The sequence below is a fragment of the Saccharopolyspora spinosa NRRL 18395 genome, from assembly GCF_000194155.1.
GTDB lineage: Bacteria > Actinomycetota > Actinomycetes > Mycobacteriales > Pseudonocardiaceae > Saccharopolyspora > Saccharopolyspora spinosa.
On the sequence record NZ_GL877879.1, the window covers coordinates 1,757,035 to 1,776,343 of the forward strand.

Sequence of the window (19,309 nt, forward strand, 5' to 3'; positions counted from 1 at the left end):
TTTACTGTGCATCCCAACCTGATGCCGCCCGTCATCACGGCATCAGAGGTCGAACTCCTCGTAACTCACCTAAGGGAGGGTTCGTGTCCAAGACCCCCTGGCGTATCGGTGCCGACATCGGCGGCACGTTCACCGATGTCGTAGCCCTCGGTCCGCAGGGCCGCATCGTGCCAATGAAGGTGCTGTCCACACCGCCCGCGTTCGGTGAGGGCGTCGTGACCGCGACGACCGCCGCCCTCGCCGAGGGCGGGTCCGCGACCGCCGAGGTCGGCGCGATGCTGCACGGCACCACCGTTGCCACCAACGCCATCCTGGAGATGGCGGGCGCCCGCACGGCCGTCGTCACCACCCGCGGCTTCCGGGACGTCCTAGAGCTGGGCAGGCTCCGGCGTCCCACGCTCTACGACCTGTCCTGGGTCAAACCTGCCCCGCTGGCCGCGCGCCGCCATCGCTACGAACTCGACCAGCGGATCCACGCCGACGGCACCGTCATCCGTGCCGCGGACGCCGACGTGGCCGCCCTGGCAGCGAAGATCCGCGGTGCCGGGATCGCCGCGGTCGCGGTGTGCCTGATCAACTCGCATCTGCGGCCGGACGAGGAGCGCCGGGTGGCGGAGCTGCTGCGCGCCGCATTGCCCGGGCTGTACGTGACCGCATCGGTTGACCTCTCGCCCGAGATCGGTGAGTTCGAGCGGACCAGTACCGCCACCGTGAACTCCTACGTCGGGCCGGTCGTCCACGACTACCTGACCGCGCTGCAGGCCGATCTGCGCGGCGCCGGTGTCACCGCCCCGCTGCTGGTCATGCAGTCCGGCGGGGGTCTCCTCGACGCCGCCAAGGTCGTCGAGCGACCCGTGCAGATCATCGAGTCCGGCCCGGCTGCGGGCATCACCGCCGTGACCCGGCTGGCCCGGCTGATGAAGCTGGACGGTGTGGTCGCTTTCGACATGGGCGGCACCACTGCCAAGGCATCCCTGATCGAGCACGGCGAGCCGTTCGTGTCCGCGGACTACGAGGTCGGCGGCGGCATGAACGTCGCGCGCGGGCTGGGGTCCGGCGCCGGCTACCCGGTGCGCGCTCCCTCGATCGACATCGCCGAGGTCGGCGCGGGTGGCGGCTCCGTGATCAGCACGGACGTCGCGGGTGCCCTGCACGTCGGTCCCACCAGCGCGGGCTCGCGCCCCGGTCCCGCCTGCTATGGCAACGGCGGCGAGCGACCCACGCTGACCGACGCCAACGTCGCGCTGGGCTACCTCAGTCCGGAGTCGCTGGCCGGTGGTCGGGTCGCGATCCATCCCGAGCTGGCCCATAAGGCGATCAGCGGCGTGGCGGCCGAGCTGGGCACGGACGTGCCCACCGCCGCCCGCGGCGCCTACGAGGTCGCCGTGTCCGGTATGACGACCGCCGTCAAGGCCGTGACCAGCGAGCGCGGCCGCGATCCGCGCGAGACCACTATGGTCGCGTTCGGCGGTGCTGGCCCGCTCTACGCCGCGGCATTGGCCCGGGAGCTGGGCATCACCACCGTGCTGGTGCCGACCCACTGCGGGCTGTTCTCCAGCCTCGGCCTGCTCGTCGCGGACGTCGAGCGCTACGGGCTCACCCCCTATCGTGCAGACACCGACCCGGCCAGGGAGTTCGACCTGCTCGCGGCGGAGGTCACTGCCGCGCTGCAGACAGGCGACCCCGGCCGCGCGGTGACCGTCGACCGGTTCCTCGACGTCCGGTACCGCGGCCAGCGCTTCGAGCTGCGCATCGCCGTTCCCGACGGCCCCCTGGACGACACCGCGCTCGCCGAGGTCTGTGCCCGGTTCCACAGCGAGCACAGGCGCACCTACGGCCGCGCGGGCCAGGACGAGCTCGTCGAGTTCGTGACCCTGCGGGTGCGCGGGCGCGTCGCCGCGGGCGCCTCGCTCGAGTCGGTGCTCACCGCGCCGCTGCCGCAGGGTCGTCCCGAGGGCGTCCGCATCGTCCGGTTCGACGAGCACGTGGAGGCCACGGTCCTCAGCCGTGCCGCGCTCGGGGCGGACCCTCGCCCGGGCCCGCTGGTCATCGAGGACATGGACTCGACCACCCTCGTCCCGCCGGGCGCCACCGCCCACCGGGACCACCTGAACACCATCGTCATCCGCTGGGAGCAGTCGTGATCCGGGACGCCGCAACCTTCGAGGTCTTCCGCAACGCCGTCACCGGCGCCGCCGACGAGATGGCGATCACCGTGCTGCGCACCGCACACTCGCAGATCGTCGCGTCCAGCATGGACTTCTCGGCCGCGCTGTGCGACGCGCGCGGCCGGGTGATCGCCCAGGCCAACACCTGCCCGGTCCACCTGGGCTCCATCCCGGACGCCTTGGACGCGGTGCTGACCGAGTTTGGCGAGTCCCTAGCCGAGGGAGACGTCTATGTGCTCAATGACCCGTCCCTCGGCGGCATGCACCTGCCGGACGTGTTCGCCGTCGCGCCGGTGTTCATCGACGGCACGCTGCTCGGATTCGCGGTGTCCGTGGTCAACCACGCGGATGTCGGCGGATGGGCCGCCGGCTCGATGGCTGTGCAGTCGACCAGCATCTTCGCCGAAGGCGTGCAGATCCCGCCGTCCCGGCTGGTCGCGGGCGGGAAGCTGAACGAGACGTTCCTCAACCTCATCCTGCGCAACGTCCGCGAGCCCGAGCTGTTCCGCGGTGACCTCGAGTCGCAGCTGGCGGCCTGCCACACCGGCGGCGCGGGGCTGCGGGCCCTCGCCTCCAGGCACGGTGTCACGGGATTCGAGGTCCTGGTCGACGAGTTACTCGACTACGCCGAGACCCTGCTGCGCACCGAGCTCGCCGAGGCCGTGCCCGGCACCTACACCTTCCTCGACCACATCGACGACGACGGACTCGGCAGCGACCCGATCCCCTTCCAGGTGCGGGTGACGCTCGACGGCGACGGCGTGGAGTTCGACTTCACCGGCTCATCGCCGCAGGTCGCCTCGGCGCTCAACGCAACGGCGTCGTTCACCCGTTCCGCCTCGTACGCCGCGGTCCAGGGCCTGTTGGCCGGGGACCTCCCCGCCAACAGCGGCTTCTACCGCCCGTTCCGGTTCGTAATCCCCGAGGGCTCGATCCTCGACGCCCGGAGGCCCGCGGCGCGCGGTGCCCGCGGCCTCGTCGCCTACCGGATCATCGACGCCGTGCTCGGCGCCCTCGCTCCGGTGTTCCCGGACCGCGTCCCGGCCGCGGGCGACGGTGGCCCCGACTCGGTCGCCATCGGCGTGACCGAGGACAACGGCGGCTCGACCGTCCTGTGGGACATCCTCTGCGGGGCGTGGGGCGCCCGGCCCGACCGCGACGGCGTGGACGGGATCAGCCCGCTCGGCGCCAACCTCGCCAACACCCCGGTCGAGGAGATCGAGCACTCCGGGCACGTCCGCGTCGACGGCTACGGCTACCTCCCGGACACCGGCGGCGCGGGCTGCTTCCGTGGTGGACTCGCCACCTTCCGGGACATGACGATCCTGGCCCCGAGCGCGAGCGTGCAGATCCGCTCCGACCGACGCACCCACCTGCCCTACGGCCTCGCGGGCGGCGCCCAGGGCACCCCGTCGGCCAACCTGCTGGACCCTGGCCCCGACGAGACCCTGCTGCCCGCCAAGCCGCACCTCACGATGACTGCGGGCACCCGGCACCGGCACGTCACCGCGGGCGGCGGCGGGCACGGCGACCCGCTGACCCGCGATCCCCGGCTCGTCCTGGACGATGTCCTCGACGGCAAGGTCACCCCCGAAGGCGCCGCGCGCGACTACCGGGTGATCGTCACCGACTCCGGCGAGCTGGACCTCGCCGCCACCACCTCCGCACGAGAGGCGGCCCGGTCATGAGCAACAAGACCACCACCCCACCCGTCACCGACGAGCGCCGGCTCTGGCGCCGGGTCGCCTGGCGGATCATCCCGCTGGTCGGGCTCGCCTACGTGATGAGCTACATCGACCGGGCCAACCTGGGCTACGTCGCCCAACCGATGTCGCGCGAACTGGGCCTGACCGCCGCGCAGATCGGCCTGGCGGGCGGGCTGTTCTTCATTGGCTACATCCTCGTCGAGGTCCCGAGCAACATCGCCCTGCGCCGGTTCGGGGCCCGCAAGTGGATCTCCCGCATCCTGGTGTCCTGGGGCTTGGTCACTGCGGCCACGGCGGCGGTGCACTCCGCGACCACCCTCTATCTCGCCCGGCTCCTGCTCGGCTTCGCCGAGGCGGGCCTGGCCGCAGGCATCCTGCTCTACCTGACCTTCTGGTTCCCGCGTCGGCACCGGTCCTGGACGATGTCGGCGTTCTTCCTGATGATCCCGCTGTCCTCGATCGTCGGAGCGCCGCTGGCCGCCGGGTTGCTCACCTGGGGGCAAAACCTGTTCGACATGGCGGGCTGGCGGTCGCTGTTCCTGGTCGAGGGCGTGCTCACGGTCCTGGTCGGAGCGTTGATCTTCGTCCTGCTGCCGGACCGCCCGCGAGAGGCGAAGTGGCTCAGCCCTGCCGAACGCGAGCTCATCGAGGGCACCCTCGCCGCGGAGGCCGAGGAGCAGGCCGCGCACGGCGCGCTGACCGGGCTGAGGCAGGCGCTGACCAGCGGACGTGTCTGGGCTATGGCCGTCGCGTTCTTCGCGATCGTGTTCGGGCTCTACCCCCTGGCGTTCTTCCTGCCGACGATGATCTCGTCGTTGTCGTCGTCGCTGGGCGGAGACGTCAACAGCGTGCTGCTCTCCGCCATCCCGTCGGCCGTCGCGATCGTGGCGATGGTCGTGTGGTCCCGGTTCGCTGCACGGGTCAGCGCCGTCGTCGCCACAGCCGTGCCGATGGCGATCGGCGCGGCCGGACTCCTGCTGGCCACGTTCTCCGGCGACGGAATGCTGTTCATCGTCGCGGTCTGCGTGAGCGTGGCCGGCATCTACTCGGCCATGCCACAGTTCTGGCGGATCCCGGCGATCGGCCTGACCGGCGCCGCCGCGGCGTCCGGCATCGCGCTGATCAACTCGGTGAGCAACCTGAGCGGTTTCGTCGGCCCGTACCTCACCGGCGCGATAAAGGACGCGACCGGCGGCTATACCTGGGTGCTGCTACTCATCGCCGTCATCATGCTGCTAGGTCTGGGCGTACTGCTCACCGTCGGGCGCCGGATGGAGGGTGTGCCGGCACGACGATCGCGTTGATCGTCGGCGACCTCCAGGTCGGGATCATCCGCGATTTCCCGTTCGCGGCGGGCCTCGTCGCCTCGGTCTCGCAACAGTCCTGTCCGCGGCGCGGGCGGCGAGGGTGCTGCCCGCGCCACGGGCGGGAGGAATGATCAACCAGGGGCTGCATGTATGAGGCTTCCCGGAGCGCCGGTACCGGCTGCTCGAAGTCAGCCGTCGAGCTGGAAACGGAGACGGTAGGTTCCAATCCACACCGCATCGCCGTCGACGAGCTCCGCACGGTCGATCAGCTGCCCGTTGACGTACGTGCCGTTCAGCGAGCCGACGTCGGTCACCACGTAACAATTGTTGATCAGCAGGACCTCGGCGTGAAAACGGGACACAGTGGGATCATCGAGCACCAGGTCGCAGCTGTGATCACGTCCGAGCATGCACGGTGAGTTCACCTCATGCCCGACCCCGGCGTCGGGGCCACGCGTGTAGATCAGCTTTGGGGTCACCCCGCGGGAAACGGGCTCCCGGTCAGCCTGCGGGATGCGGACGTGCTTGGGCGGTTCGGTCGACGGGATGGTGGCTTCCGGTGAGCGTCTCACTTCCTTCGTTGGCGGCACATCATTTACGGGATGGCTCATAACATCTCCTGACGCGAAACCGGTCGAAGTGATCAGCCAGCTCGTGGGTTCGGGGAGCGAGATGACCAGTACTCCGGCACAGCGGCCCATGCTTCCGCGCACCCGACCGGGATCCACACCATAATGCGCCAGTGGCCCCGTGGGAAGAGAACCGCAGCGCAGCAGTGCGCCCGCCGTCTCCTGCGCCTCGCAGGATCTCGGACACCACTCCCGTCGCAGATGCGGTACGCGCACGGCATGCTCGCCGAGGTGATGCAGACGATGTCTTCTCGGCCTGCCGTCGCGTCGCCGGTCCAGGACCGGGCCGTAGAACTCCCGATCACCCTTGATCCGCACCAAGACCTGGGCGCGGTCGCCGGCCAGCTCGTGCGAGAGGACGATCGGGGCATACCCGGCGTGGAACACGAACAGCGGCACCGTCGCGGCCTGGCCAGGCGCTCCACGAGTTTGAACAGCATCACAATGCGCACCGGCCCCACCAGGCCATAAACCAGGCAGCACCGCTACACGCCGACCCTCAACCGATCACCGGCTCCGATCGGATAGCCGAGCTCAAGTTACGCCGACGACCGCCTGGCAGGAATCATCCACGAATATTAATATGCTGTTTGACCTGCACGGATGAAATCTTCGGCAGGTGCAAAGCTCTCCCGTTTGATTGTGGCGAGTTCACGGCCGTCATCCGGTGCGCTGCGCATCGGTCGGCCAGTCCAGCCAACCCAGTAGTGCCTTTCCCATAATCCACTGGATGTCCTCATCGGATAGGAAAGATAGTTCCTCTGTGAACAGCGAGATGTTGTCTCGGTACGGGCAGGGAAGCCGGGTCCAGTCGCTGCCCCAGAACAGTCGGCGTGGGCCGAACGCGTCGAACACCCGATGCAGCGCGTGATGCACGTCGCCGAATGGGTGGCCGAGCTCGGAATGGCACGGCAACGCGGATGCCTTTGCCGCGACGTTGGGAAACCGCGCCAAGGCAAGGAGTTCGGGCAGGTCCGCGAAGGACTCGACACCGGCCAGGTTCACCGGAAGCGCCAAGTGGTCCACGATCAGCCGCAGCGCGGGATGCCGTCGAGCGATCTCGCCCAGCAGTCTGGACATCCCCGGTGCGTACACCATCACCGGCAGTCCGGCGGCTTCCGCTGCGGCCCAGAACCAGTCCAACTCCCCTCGCCGGAACGCGGCGCGCAGGGGATCGAGATGCAGGGTAAGCCGGACCCCCAGCATGCCCTGCTGTTCCCGCCATCTGGCCAGCCGGTTGGTGGACGCTGTGTCGGTCAAAGAGATCCGGCCCATCACCGCGAACCGGTTCGGGTAGCGGGCGGCGGCGTCCAGCGCCAAGTCGTTGCGATCGCCTTCCCAGGACGGCGGCACCAGTACAGCCCGGTGCACTCCCGCTTCGTCCAGCACCCGCAGTGTCTCCTCGACGCCGACCGGCACCGGCCGGTGCGCGGCGTGCGCACTGCCGGATGGCCATCGGCGGGTGGGCGTGTCGGCGCCCCAGACGTGCATTTGAGCATCGACCAGAATCACGGGTGGACCAGCTCCAACTCGTCGATGATCGCGGTGGTGACCGCCGAAGTCGACGCGGCCACTTCCGGCCCTACCAGGTCATAGGTAAGCGTTTGCCCTTTGCTCACTACCGTGCGCACCGCCGCCTCGATCCGATCGCCGGCCGAGGACAGCGATCCGTCGGAAGCCTCCGCTGCGGCCAACACGGTCGCGATCGGGTTCACGCGGTTTCGTCCGACGTGTTTGGGTGCCGACCCGTGGATCGGTTCGAACATGCCGTGCCGGGTGCCGACATTGCAGCCCACTGACATGCCCATTCCGCCCTGCAACGCGGACGCGAGTTCGGTGATGATGTCGCCGAACATGTTCGGCGCGACTACCACGTCGTATTGCTCGGGCCGACGAACCAGCCACTGGGTGAACGCGTCCACCAGCACGACTTCTCGTTGCACCGTCGGGTATTCCGCGCCTAACTCTTCGAAGATCCGCACGAACATCCGGCAACCGTGCAGGATGTTGTCCTTCACCACACAAGTCACCCGGCGCTTCCCGTCGGTAGGTGCGCCGCCGCGTTTCAAAGCGGTCTCGAACGCCAGCCGGATGATGCGTTCCGTGGATCGCCGGGTGATGATCCGCGTGTCGATGGCTACCTGGGCGTCGCCGCCGGGTGCCAGGATCCCACCGGAACCGGAGTACAGATCCTCGGTGTTCTCCCGGATGAAGACCATGTCGACATTTTCAGGGGACCAGACCTGCTTGTGAGTTCCCGATATCAGGTGCCGGACACCGGGTAACAGCTTGACCGGGCGGATGTTGGCGTACAGGTCCAGCCCGATCCGGTTGCCGACGATCGCAGACCAGCCGGCCATTTTGCCATCGGGCCGCATCGCGGTGCCGTGGCCGTCCGACGACGGCCAGCCGATCGCGCCGAGGAGGATCGCGTCGGCGTCGGCGCAGCGCCGCTCGGCGTCCTCCGGCCAGTCGTGGCCGTGCTCGAGGAAGTATTGCGCGCCACCGGGAATCTCGTCGAAGCGCAGGTCGATGCGGTCATGGTGGGCGACGGCTTCGAGCACTCGCCGTGCCTGGGCGACGACCTCGACGCCCACCCCGTCTCCGGGCAACAGCGCGAGGGTGTAGGGACCGGACATGTGATCACTCCGTTACGAGGGAGGTGGCCAGGTGCTCACCGCTGTCGCGTGCGAGGCCGGTGGGGGAAAGCCAGTCGAATTCCTGGTAGGTCACGGACAACCCAAGTTCCTGGGCGACCAGTTCACGCAGCCGGTTGGAGGCGAACCCGCCGATCACGTTCATCGGCGCATCCCGGTACAGCCGCTCGACCTTATGGCCGGGTGTCAGTCCCCAGGAACCGTGGATCTGCACCGCATGCTGGGTGACCCGTACTGCCATCTCGGAGGCGTACGCCTTGAGCATGCCGACCAATTCCAACACCAGCCTGCCCTCGCCACGATGCCAAGCGCAGCGATGCGCCAACAGCCGGGCCGCGTCGATCTCGGTACGCATCTCGGCCAACGCAGCCTGCACACCCTCCATGTGAGCCAGTGGCCTGCCGAACGCGATCTGGGTGCCCGCGTGCTCGATCGATGCTTCCAGCGCCGACTCGGCGATGGCGATCGCTGCGATCGACATGAACAGCCAGCCCCACGACACGCCCTTTGGATACTCGTCGAGCCGGACCGGCACCACGTCTCTCGCGTCCACCCGTGCCTCGTCGAACACCAGCCCGCCCCACGACATCGCACGCAGCCCCATGCCCGGCATCGGATAGGTGCGAACCCTCTCCTGCCGCAGGTCGACAAAGGCGAAGCACCAACCATTCTCGACACCGTTCAAGCGAGCCATGACCACCGCGAGATCGGCGTCGGTGGCATTAGCGACCCGCGTTTTCTCGCCGCTGAGCACGTATCCGTCGCCGTCGCGGCGCGCCGTCGTGACGTAGGTTCCCGCGTCACTGCCCGAGGTACGCTCCACCACCGCGAAGCAGGCCAACCGTTCACCGCTGAGCAGTGGGTCGAGCAGCCTGCGGTGGTCGGCCAGGTTGCCGTAGGTGTGGATCAGCTTGCCACCCACCAGCGCGGACATGGTGGCCGACCAGTACGTGTTGGGGCAGGCCCGTGCCAGCGTCTCCATCGCCATCGCCTGGGTGACCCCGTCCGCGCCGAGGCCGCCGATCTCAGCGGGGTGGAACACACGCAGGTAACCGCTGTCAATGACATCCCGCCAGTTCTCCGGGGGGAGGCAGCCGTCCGCGTCGGCGGCCGCGGCGCGGTCGGCGATGCCGTTGGAGAACCGCCGGTCCAGATCGTCGATCAGCGACCTGCGATCGTCGAGTGAAAAGCCCATGTGAGTCTCCCTTGATATGCCGGGTTCAGCCCAGTCCCAGCAGCGCTCCGGCGACCACCGAGCGCAGGATCTCCTGGCCGCCGCCCGTCGCGGCGAGCAGCAGCGAGTCGCGCTGCGCTCGCTCCGCCAGGTGGTGCGGGGTGAGACCGGCGATCCCGGCGGCGGTACGGGCGATGTCCTGTGCGGCGCGGGTGATGAAAAGCTTGGCGGCCGCAGCGTCCTGCCGTGGCGCGGGCTCCGGCCGGTCGAGCTGCCCGGCCGCCCGGTAAAGCAGGTCGGAGCCCAGCTCCACCTTGGTCCGCATGTCCACGATGGCGGCACGGATTGCCTGGGATCGGACCAGCGGCGCGCCGAACAGGGTTGGTCTGGTTACTTCGCTGGCCGCCACGGGGCCGGTCGGCAACGTGGACCGAGGGTTCGGCACATGTGTCCCTCTCGAACGCTGTCCTGGCAGGATAGGACTGCCGTCTCCGTTGCTGGAGAGGCTTTCCTGGTGGAAAGGCTGATCCGTGACAAGCGCGACGGTCTGCCGGGTGATCTCACGAATGATGCCGAGCCACGGTGCAAGCAAACAGGTTCGGTCCAGCGCGGCGAGCAACGGTACCAGTTCGTCGGTGGCGGCACCGGGCCTGCCGAGCACTGCGTCCGCCGGGACCTGGCAGTCTTCCAGCACCAGGTCGGCGGACGGGCAGGTACGCATGGCGGTGGGCTCCGCGTTGGGCATTACCGCAAGGCCAGGCGTGTTGCGGTCGATCAGGAACGCGGACCTCTCGCCGGTCGCCGTGACCGCGGTAACCACGAAATGGTGCGCGTGGGGTGCATTGACCACGTGCGGCTTGCGTCCTCCGAGCAGCCAGCCTTCGCGCTGTTGAACCGCCGTGATTCCGGGACCTGTTTCCGTGGCACAACCATCCACTTCGGACAATGCGAGCCCGCCGAGCCACTCGCCGGAGGCCATCCTGGGGAGATAGTGCTCCCGCTGGGCGAAGCTGCCGAGCTTGGCGATCGGTACAGCGCACAGCACACCGTGTGTCCCCAGCGCAAGAGACAGCCCGGCGTCGCCGGAGCCTTCGCCGAAACCTTCGAGCATGGCGACGGCCTCCAGCACGGTGGCGCCGAGCCCGTTGTGGGCGGTAGGCAGCAAGGCGCCGACGATGCCCATCTCCGCGAGCCTGGTGAAAAGGGTCTGATCCCAACTCGCATTCCGGTCACGGGTCACAACGTTCGTTTGGACTTCTGCCTCTGCGACGCTGCGAGTTCGTTCGCGCAGTTGCTGGATCTTGTCGTCGACGGCGACGAATTCCATTGTCCCGCAACGCTCCCTTGCCTATTGAGGAGTGAGGTACTCCGGTCGTCCCGGGTGGTGGCATCCGGGACGACCGGGGTGAGTCAGACCTTGACCGGCACGCAGCGCTGCGGAGAGAGATCGCTGATGTACTTGGCCTCGATGCCGGACTTACTCAGATACTCCAGGCACAGTGCGACGCGCTGGACGCGCTGCCGGATGGTGTTCTCGTTCACCGGGTCGTGCGGGTGCGACTGGGCGCTGGCGCCGATCTTCAGCATCATCGGCGAGCAGATCTGCACCAGTTCGGCCACCTCATAAAAACGGATGAACCCGCCCTTGCTGCCGTAGACGTCGGTCGGCAAATCGATGGTCAGCTCCGGCGAACCCTTTCGGATGTCCTGCAGCACGGGCAGGCCAAGGTCGTGCACAGTCGTAATACTGTTTACGCCGTTCTCGTAGAACACCCGTGAGGTCATCGGGTTCGACACGATGCAGTGCGAAGATGATTTGATCATCAACTCGGCAGGCAGCACACCCGCCTTACGCATCTCCGACAGCATCCGGATGACACCGAGGTCGTAGGCGATCAGGCCGCGGCAACCCATCTCGGTCAGCCTCAGCGCCTCTTCCGCGGACTGCGCCAGCGCGTCATTGTTGTTGATCCGGCGGCCCTGGGAAGCACCGAACCCGCCGCGGTAGAAGGCAGCTTTGCGGTCGTACTCGGGACGAGGCCCCAGCGCGAACACCATGCCGACATTGCTCTCCCGGCACAGATCCAGCATGTCCCGAACCTCGCTGTCGGAGAGCAGGAACGCACCGAGGGTCTCGTTGAAACGAGTGACCGGCAGGCCCTCCTCCTTCAGCAGACCCAGCGTCGCCTCCAGCACCTTGAAACTGTTGACCACCGGGATCTCGACGCCGTAGTGGCCGCCATCGGCGAACTCACGGCCGGAAGCTTCGAGCGGAATCTCGTCACTGTAGGGCATGCCATTGTCCTTGAGCCACTGGCGTGCCCGGTGAGCTCCTCTTGCAACTTCCCCATTAACGTGGGATATCATAACGTCTCCAGGTGCGCTTTTAAGGAACGCCCGGACTCTATAGTTCGCCCAAACAGGTAGCCCATAGCGTTGCCCTTTCATACACGGCACATGCCCTTAAAGTTCCTTCCACAGGATCGCGGTGCCAGGCCACAGCAACGTAATAGAAAAGTTATCACTCAACGTGTTCGAGCTTTTATCAGGACCGGGCTCACCCTTTTGGCGTAAAGGACATCGGAAGGAACCTCTACAACTACCGCAACGGCTTGGCACGCGGAAAATAAGACCTGTTAGTCCAGGACTTCGGCGCAAATGTGGATCGATCGCTGCCGAACTTCCCCCTGCTGGTCTCAACTGCCGGTTGGCCGTTGAACGCTGCGAAGGAGGTGCAGTCGCGAACGTCGGCGAGTCAGCGACGACGGTTTCTTCGCGAGCACTTTTGATCGCCGCTCGGGTGGGTGGGGTCCGGTGCGCAAGCGTGCGGTGTAATACCACGTCGCGACGGGTATCAGCCCCGGCAGGACAGCGACCCAAGCCGGCCCGCTGGCTCGTAGCGGACCGAGCTGGCCAGCTGACGGCGCAGGATCGCGTTCTCGTGCCGCTGCACGAGCAGTCCCGCGTCCTTGGCAGTCTCGCGACGCAGCAATACCAACGGGACGAACAGCAACCTGCGGGTCACCTTTTACAGCCGGGACACGATCACGCGGGCATGATCCCGGCAAGCGAACTGCACCGCTGCCACGCACCGGCCCGAACCCACCGATCCGCTGGCTCATCGAAACTGTAGCGCTGGAGCCGCCGGATCATTCGAGGTCGCGTTGTTCGGTGATCCAGGATGCGATCTGGGCGCGGGAGGTGAAGCCGAGCTTGGTGAGGATGTGTTCGACATGCGCCTCGGCGGTGCGCCGGGCAATCACGAGGGCGGCGGCGATCTCTTTGTTGGACATGCCGTTGGCGACCAACTTGGCGACCTCGCTCTCGCGCCGGGTCAGCGGTAGCTCAGACGGCGCGGCGGGAGGGGAGACAGGTGGCGTGTGTGGTTGGTCGTCTAGTGCGTAGGCCACGGCCTCATCGAGTGTGAAGCGTTTGCCTTGCTGGAGGGCGGCTTCGCAGGCAAGGCTTCCGAGGGCATCGCGGGCCTTGGTCTGGTACTGCCTGGTCCACTCGCGCGCGGTCGTCCAAGGGGCCACCGATCCGCCGATTTGTTCCCACAATGCTTCGGCTATGCCGAACAGGACGGCGGCCCGCCGAAGGTCGTCCCGGGTCGCGGCCGCCCAGATCAGTATCTCGACACACCACGCCATGCCCAATGGGTCGCGTAGGGCGTGTTTGAGCCGGAGGGCTTCCTTCGCATACGCGGTCATCGGCAGCAGATCACGCTGAAGCCAGTGGGCGAGGGCCAGATGCCACAGCCCCCACGACCGCGCCCATCGCTCACCCGTGGCCTGGCAGAGCGTGATGCACTCCTGGGACAGCGCGACCGCGCGCTCGGTATCACCCAGCGCGCCTACGATCGTGCCCAGGCGGAACAACGCCATCGTCGGCATCCAGCCCTCTGCGCCGACGTTCCGGTAGTGGGCCAGTGCTTGCTCGTACAGCGCGGCGGCCGTCGGCAGGTCGTCATGAAACCATTTTGTCTTTCCAGCTTGTTGCAACGCATGCCCTAGTACCGTCTCGTCGTCGAACCTCCGGGCCAGGTCGACGCATTCGGGCAAGACAGTGAGAGTGTGTGCGGTGTCGCCCTGAACGAGGGCGATCGCGGAGAGAACCCACAGTGCCTTGGCCCGCTCGGGGCTGGGCTCGGTGTCGCAGGCCAGTGCCTGGTCCAGCCACCACCGGCCATCACGGACCGCACGTACGATCCAGTACCAATACAGCGCGCCGGCCATCCGCAGCCCGGTACGGGCCTGACCGGGTTCGGTGAGGCAGAACTCCAACGCCGCCCGCACGTTGGGCTGCTCGGACTCGAACCTCTCCAGCAACCCCGCCTGGTCGGGGCCGAACCAGTCCGCTTCCGCTTGTTCGGCCAGGTGCAGGTAGTAATCCCGATGCCGCCGACGGAGAGCTTTTTCCTCTTCATCGGAGAGTTGCTCCCGGCCGTACTGGCGGATCGTTTCCAGCATCCGGTACCGGGCGACCTGCCCTTCCTCCCGCTTGACCAACAGAGATTTGTAGACCAGCCCGGCCACCCCGGTGAACACATCCTCGGCCACCACGCCCTCGCCCGCGCACACGTCCTCGGCGGCGTCCAGGCAAAACTCGCCCGGGAACACCGACAACCTGGCCCACAGCGTGCGCTCGAGCTGCGTGCACAACTCGAAGCTCCACTCGATCGCCGCCCGCAGCGTCTGATGCCGAGCCGACCCGGCCCTGTCGCCGTGCGTGAGCAACTGGAAACGGTCTTGCAGCCGATCCAGAATCTCCTCAACGTCCAGCGTGCGCAGGGCAGCCGTGGCCAGCTCGATCGCCAGCGGCAGCCCATCCAGCCGCTGGCACAACCGGGCCACCGCCGCCGTGTTGCCGTCGGTCAGGGCGAACCCCGGCAGGGCGTCGGCTGCCCGCCGCTCAAACAACTCCAACGCCTCATACCGGTCGCCATCACGCGGTACCGAACCCTCCGGCGGCAGCGACAACGGGCCAACCTGCCACACGCGCTCACCGGAGACCTCCAGCGGCGCCCGGCTCGTGGCCAGTACCCGCAGCCCCGGCGCGGCCCGCAACAGGCCCGTCATCAACTGCGCGCAGGCGTCCAACAGGTGCTCGCAGTTGTCCAACACCAGCAACAACTGCTTCTCCGCCGCATAGTCGACCAGCACCGTTTCCGGATCCCGATTCGACACATCGGTCATTCCCAACGCCGATACGACCGTATCCCCCAACAACGCCGGATCCCGCAACGAGGCCAAACCCACCACCCACACACCATCAGCAAACGCCCGCCGCAACTCCCACGCGACATGCAACGCCAACCGCGACTTTCCGGTCCCCCCCGCACCGGTCAACGTCACCAACCGGGACGATCCCAGCACGCGCTTCACCTCGGCCGTCTCCCACACACGGCCAACAAAATCCGTCAACTCGGCCGGAAACCGACCCACACCCGGAATCGACACCGCTCGCTCTTTGCCACACCACCTCTACCAAAGCCATGCTAGTTGCGTGGGCAAGTGATCGTGTCTGCGGCTTGGCATGCTCGGCTCCAAGACTGATCTATCGGTGGCAACTGGATTCTGCGTGCATTTCTTGCTGGTCACATCTTCGCCCTGCCGACCGGCGCCCGCCAGAATTCCAGCACCGGCCTGCTGGCCCAGCGGGCGTGACGCCCACGACGGAGCCGGCCCGGCGGAACTCCGCCGGGCCGGTTCCGCGGAGCGGTAGCCAGCGAATTGCTCACCCGCTCCGCTCGGTGGCCACCTCGCAGGTGAGCTGGATGAGCCGTTGGACATAGTCGTCGTCGTAGCGGGTCAGGGGGACGACGACCGACAGCACGCCGACGAGCGTGCGCTGCCGGTACACCGGCGCCGCCACGGACCAGGACTCGTTCGTCGATTCGCGGGCGCTGTAGGCGTAACCTCGCGCCCTGACCTCGGCGCATTCGGCCCGAAGCGCGTCCAGCGTCCGGTGTTCGCCCCCGGACACGGCGAAGCCGTCCGTGCCGGCGGGCAGGCCGACGGGCTGGTTCTCGGCGTTGTTGAAGGCCAGCAACGCCTTTCCCGCCGCGCCGAGGTACACCGGGCCCCGTTCGCCGGGCAGGCAGACCCGCCGGACCAGCTTGCTGGATTCCGCGGACTCGATGCACAGCCGGTCGTCGCCGGCGCGGACGAAGAACGCGCTCGTCTCGTCCGCTCGCGCGTGCAGGTCCCGCACGGTGTCGACGGCGATCGACCGGATGCCGGCCCACATGTCGGTCGCGGAGATCATCGCGGTCAGCTCGGGGCCGGGAATGTAGGCGCCGTCGGTGTCCTGGCTGACATAGCCGGTGGCTTTCAAGGTACCGAGCAGGCGGGAGGCCGTGCTGAGGCTCACCCCGGAATGCCCGGCCAGCGCGGTGAGCGTCTTCGGCCCGCGGGCGACCGCGGAGAGCAGCGACAGCGCCCGCGTCACCGACCGGACCCCCTGTCCGTTCGCACCGCGACTACTGTCCATCGCAGACACACTCCTCGGGACGGAACCTACCGGTCAGCTCGTAGTCCTCCAGCACCTCCGCGTACGGGGCGAAGTCGATGCCGCGCGCCCGCAGCCAGCCGTCGTCGAAATACGTGCTGGCGTACCGCTCGCCGCCGTCGCAGAGCAGGGTGACGATACTGCCCCGCTCACCCCGCTCCGCCATCAGCCGGGCCACGTGCAGCGCCGCCCAGACGTTGGTGCCGGTCGACGCGCCGACCCGGCGGCCGAGCCGACTCGAAGCCCAGCGCATGGCGGCGATCGATGCCCCGTCCGGCACCAAGAGCATGTCGTCGACGACACCGGGGACGAACGATGGCTCGACCCGCGGGCGGCCGATCCCTTCGATACGCGAGGACGCGTCGGTCCGCACCGTCGGATCGTCACGAAGCCAGCTGTCGATGAACGCGGAGTTCTCGGGATCGGCGACGAGCATGCGCGTGGGGTGCCGCCGGTACCGCAGATAGCGGCCGATGGTGGCGCACGAACCACCGGTGCCCGCGCTCAGTACAATCCAGGACGGGACCGGATGTCGTTCCGCAGCTAACTGCGCGAAGATTGACTCGGCGATGTTGTTGTTGCCGCGCCAGTCCGTCGCACGCTCGGCGTACGTGAATTGGTCGAGATAGTGGCCGCCCTTCTCGCGTGCCAGTCGCCGCGCCTCCTCGTAGACTTCCGAAGACTGCTCGACGAAGTGGCACTGCCCGCCGAAGGACTCGATCAACGAGATCTTCTCGCGGCTGGTGGCTGCGGGCATCACAGCCACGAACGGCAGATCCAGCAGCCGCGCGAAATACGCCTCGCTGACCGCCGTCGATCCGCTGGAAGCCTCGACCACGGTGGTGTCGGGTCCGAGCCAGCCGTTGCACAGGGCGTACAGGAACAGCGACCGGGCGAGCCGGTGCTTGAGACTGCCGGTCGGATGCACCGACTCGTCCTTCAGGTACAGGTCCACCCCGGGCATGCCTGGGAGCTCGAAGACATGCAGGTGGGTGTCCGCGCTGCGGTTGGCGTCCGCCTCGACTCTGCGGACCGCCTCGGCGATCCAGGCTCGGCGCTCGGAAATCCGGCTATTTGGGCGTGCGAGATGGCTTGACTTCGGTTTGACCACATGCTCATACTACTGCCAAGCGGAAGCAATACAACCACCAGATGGAAGTTGCCCGATCCGGAGGAACCCCAGTTGCCCGGCATGCTCTCGCCCGACGACCAGGCGCAAATCCACCAACTGCTCGCCTCGGTCGCGTACGTCCTCGACGCGCACGACTACGACCGGCTCGGCGAGGTGTTCGCACCGGAGATCCGGTTCGACAACCCCGGCCGGCTCACCGCCGAGGGCCTGCTCTCGCTGATCGAAGCGTTCAAAGCCATCGCGACGCCCGCGCTGAGCCACCACATCACCAACGTGGTCGTCACCCCGGCCGGGCCGAACGAGGCCACCTGCGTGTCCAAGGCGCTCACGCTCCGCCAGACCGGGGTCGCCGCCGCCGAGTACCGCGACACGGTTCGCCGCTGCGCCGACGGGTGGCGGATCTCCTCGCGCACCATTCGGCCGCTCGGTTAGGGGTCACTCGTGCAAAACTACGACGCGATCGTGATAGGTACCGGCCACAGTGGACTCATCGGCGCCTTCTACCTCGCCCGTGCCGGATGGCGGGTGCTGATGCTGGAGCGGCGGGACATGGTCGGCGGCACCTGTGTCACCGAGGAGATCTTCCCGGGCTACCGCGGCAGCAGCGTGGCCAACGCCAGTCACAGCCTCGACCCGCAGATAATCCGGGACATGGAACTGGCCCGGTTCGGGCTAAGGTTCCGGCACCCCGCGCTCGGTTCACTCACGATGTTCTCCGACGGGCGCGCGCTGGCGCCGTGGCGCGACCGCAAGCGGCGGCACGCCGAGGTCGTGAAGTTCGCCCGCAGCGAGCGTGATCCCGACGGCTTCTACGGCGTGCTCGACTTCTTCCGCACGGTGGCGCGGCAGATGGACGTGTCGTTCTACGATCCGCCCCCCAGTTTCGCGTCCGTGGCCGCACGGTTCCGGACGCCCGCGCAGCAGCGGGCGTTCGAGCAGGTAATGTTCGGATCCGTCGCCGAAATCCTCGAAGAGCACCTCGACTCCCCTGAGCTGCAAGCGTTCTTCGCCGGCACCGCGGTGGCGACCAACCTCGTCGGCCCGCATACCCCGGGCAGCGCATATTTGCTCCTGCAGCGTCCACTGTGGGAGGAGTCGATGCGTCGCGCCGGCACCCAGGACGACAACGACCTGATGATGCGCAACAGCGCGCCCCTCGGCGGGATCGGCGCGGTCACCGGTGCGATGGCGGAGTCCTGCCGTGCCCTCGGAGTGGAGATCCGCACCGGCGCCGAGGTCACGAAGGTGCTGTGCGAGGACGGGCGGGCGACGGGCGTGGTGCTCACGGACGGCACCGAGTTCCGGGCCCGGCGCGTGTTGTCCAACGCCAGCGCCAAACTGACACTGACCCGGCTGCTCGGCCCGGCGGATCTTGGCGAGGAGCTGTACCGGCGGGCCGAAGCGATCTCGGTAAAGGGCTCGTCGGCGAAGGTGCACCTGGCGCTCGACGGCACCCCCCGGTTCGCGGCCGCGACCTCGGCCGAGGAGAACGAACTGTTCCTGGGCACCAACTTCCGGGTCGCGCCGAGCCTGGAGGTGTTGCAGCACGCCTATGCCACGGCGGTGGCCGGGAGGTGGACCGACCGCCCGACGATCACCGGGATCATCGACTCGGCGCACGACCCGTCACTCACCCCGCCGGGCTGCCATTTCGTCAGCCTCAGCGTCCGTGGCGTGCCGTACCACCTGGCGCACGGCACGTGGGACGAGCAGAAGGACGAGCTGGGCAAGGCCGTCGTCGCGACGCTGGAGGAGCACATTCCGAACCTGTCGCAGGTGCTGGCGGACTACCACGTGTACTCCCCGCTCGACCTAGAGCGAGAGTTCGGGCTTCCGGAAGGCAACGGCGCGCACGGGGACATCGTGCCCGGCCACATCTTCAACTCCCGGCCGATGCCCGGCTGCGCCGGATCGCGCACCCCCGTCCCCGGCCTGTACCTGTGCGGGGTCGGCACCTGGCCCGGGAACTTCATGAGCGGTGTCACCGGCTACAACGCCGCCCGGCACATGCTTGCCGACGCCTGAG

The 19,309-nt window shown here is 67.8% G+C and carries 15 protein-coding genes; 5 read left to right on the forward strand and 10 right to left on the reverse strand.

Annotated elements, in window-relative coordinates; all coding sequences use genetic code 11:
• Positions 1-83: 83 nt before the first annotated feature.
• From SSPN_RS0127240 to SSPN_RS0127250, 3 genes are read left to right on the forward strand one after another with little or no spacing between them, the layout of a single operon-like run.
• On the forward strand, positions 84-2,144 hold the full coding sequence (locus SSPN_RS0127240; protein ID WP_010311260.1) for a hydantoinase/oxoprolinase family protein: 2,061 nt from the start codon (positions 84-86) through the stop codon (positions 2,142-2,144).
• The gene (locus SSPN_RS0127245) at positions 2,141-3,856 is read left to right on the forward strand and encodes a hydantoinase B/oxoprolinase family protein (RefSeq protein ID WP_010311262.1); all 1,716 of its coding nucleotides are present in this window, start codon (positions 2,141-2,143) and stop codon (positions 3,854-3,856) included. Before SSPN_RS0127240 ends, SSPN_RS0127245 begins: the two co-directional genes overlap by 4 nt.
• Positions 3,853-5,178, forward strand: a complete 1,326-nt coding sequence (locus SSPN_RS0127250) for an MFS transporter (protein WP_010311264.1) — start codon at positions 3,853-3,855, stop codon at positions 5,176-5,178. The genes SSPN_RS0127245 and SSPN_RS0127250 overlap by 4 nt, the downstream gene beginning before the upstream one ends.
• A gap of 191 nt (positions 5,179-5,369) precedes the next feature.
• On the opposite strand, the gene SSPN_RS61795 is transcribed toward SSPN_RS0127250, so the two are convergent.
• From SSPN_RS61795 to cds1, 10 genes are all read right to left on the reverse strand, one after another.
• Positions 5,370-6,209 (reverse strand): FHA domain-containing protein, encoded by an 840-nt coding sequence (locus SSPN_RS61795; RefSeq protein ID WP_272941771.1) that lies wholly within the window; start codon positions 6,207-6,209, stop codon positions 5,370-5,372.
• A 261-nt stretch (positions 6,210-6,470) separates the two neighbouring features.
• Complete coding sequence (locus SSPN_RS46045; RefSeq protein WP_049887672.1) at positions 6,471-7,301, reverse strand: amidohydrolase family protein; 831 nt, start codon at positions 7,299-7,301, stop codon at positions 6,471-6,473.
• A gap of 17 nt (positions 7,302-7,318) precedes the next feature.
• Complete coding sequence (locus SSPN_RS0127270) at positions 7,319-8,449, reverse strand: isocitrate/isopropylmalate dehydrogenase family protein (protein WP_010311277.1); 1,131 nt, start codon at positions 8,447-8,449, stop codon at positions 7,319-7,321.
• Between the two features lie 4 nt (positions 8,450-8,453).
• Positions 8,454-9,662, reverse strand: coding sequence for an acyl-CoA dehydrogenase family protein (locus tag SSPN_RS0127275; protein ID WP_010311281.1), 1,209 nt, complete (start codon positions 9,660-9,662; stop codon positions 8,454-8,456).
• A 25-nt stretch (positions 9,663-9,687) separates the two neighbouring features.
• On the reverse strand, positions 9,688-10,968 hold the full coding sequence (locus tag SSPN_RS0127280; protein ID WP_010311282.1) for an acyl-CoA dehydrogenase family protein: 1,281 nt from the start codon (positions 10,966-10,968) through the stop codon (positions 9,688-9,690).
• 83 nt (positions 10,969-11,051) lie between these two features.
• Positions 11,052-12,008, reverse strand: a complete 957-nt coding sequence (locus tag SSPN_RS0127285) for a peptidase (RefSeq protein WP_148272047.1) — start codon at positions 12,006-12,008, stop codon at positions 11,052-11,054.
• A 487-nt stretch (positions 12,009-12,495) separates the two neighbouring features.
• Positions 12,496-12,666 (reverse strand): integrase, encoded by a 171-nt coding sequence (locus SSPN_RS0127290; RefSeq protein WP_202798917.1) that lies wholly within the window; start codon positions 12,664-12,666, stop codon positions 12,496-12,498.
• A 124-nt stretch (positions 12,667-12,790) separates the two neighbouring features.
• Positions 12,791-15,016, reverse strand: a complete 2,226-nt coding sequence (locus SSPN_RS0127295) for an ATP-binding protein (RefSeq protein ID WP_049887686.1) — start codon at positions 15,014-15,016, stop codon at positions 12,791-12,793.
• Positions 15,017-15,377: 361 nt separating this feature from the next.
• Positions 15,378-16,133, reverse strand: a complete 756-nt coding sequence (locus SSPN_RS0127300) for an IclR family transcriptional regulator (protein ID WP_010311291.1) — start codon at positions 16,131-16,133, stop codon at positions 15,378-15,380.
• The gene (gene cds1 / locus SSPN_RS0127305) at positions 16,123-17,262 is read right to left on the reverse strand and encodes an L-cysteine desulfhydrase Cds1 (protein WP_010311293.1); all 1,140 of its coding nucleotides are present in this window, start codon (positions 17,260-17,262) and stop codon (positions 16,123-16,125) included. The genes SSPN_RS0127300 and cds1 overlap by 11 nt, the downstream gene beginning before the upstream one ends.
• Positions 17,263-17,343: 81 nt before the next feature.
• Between cds1 and SSPN_RS0127310 the strand changes: the two genes are divergently transcribed.
• Both SSPN_RS0127310 and SSPN_RS0127315 read left to right on the forward strand, forming a co-directional pair.
• Complete coding sequence (locus SSPN_RS0127310; RefSeq protein ID WP_010311296.1) at positions 17,344-17,715, forward strand: nuclear transport factor 2 family protein; 372 nt, start codon at positions 17,344-17,346, stop codon at positions 17,713-17,715.
• Positions 17,716-17,724: 9 nt separating this feature from the next.
• Positions 17,725-19,308 (forward strand): phytoene desaturase family protein, encoded by a 1,584-nt coding sequence (locus SSPN_RS0127315; protein WP_010311299.1) that lies wholly within the window; start codon positions 17,725-17,727, stop codon positions 19,306-19,308.
• The last annotated feature ends 1 nt before the right edge of the window (position 19,309 follow it).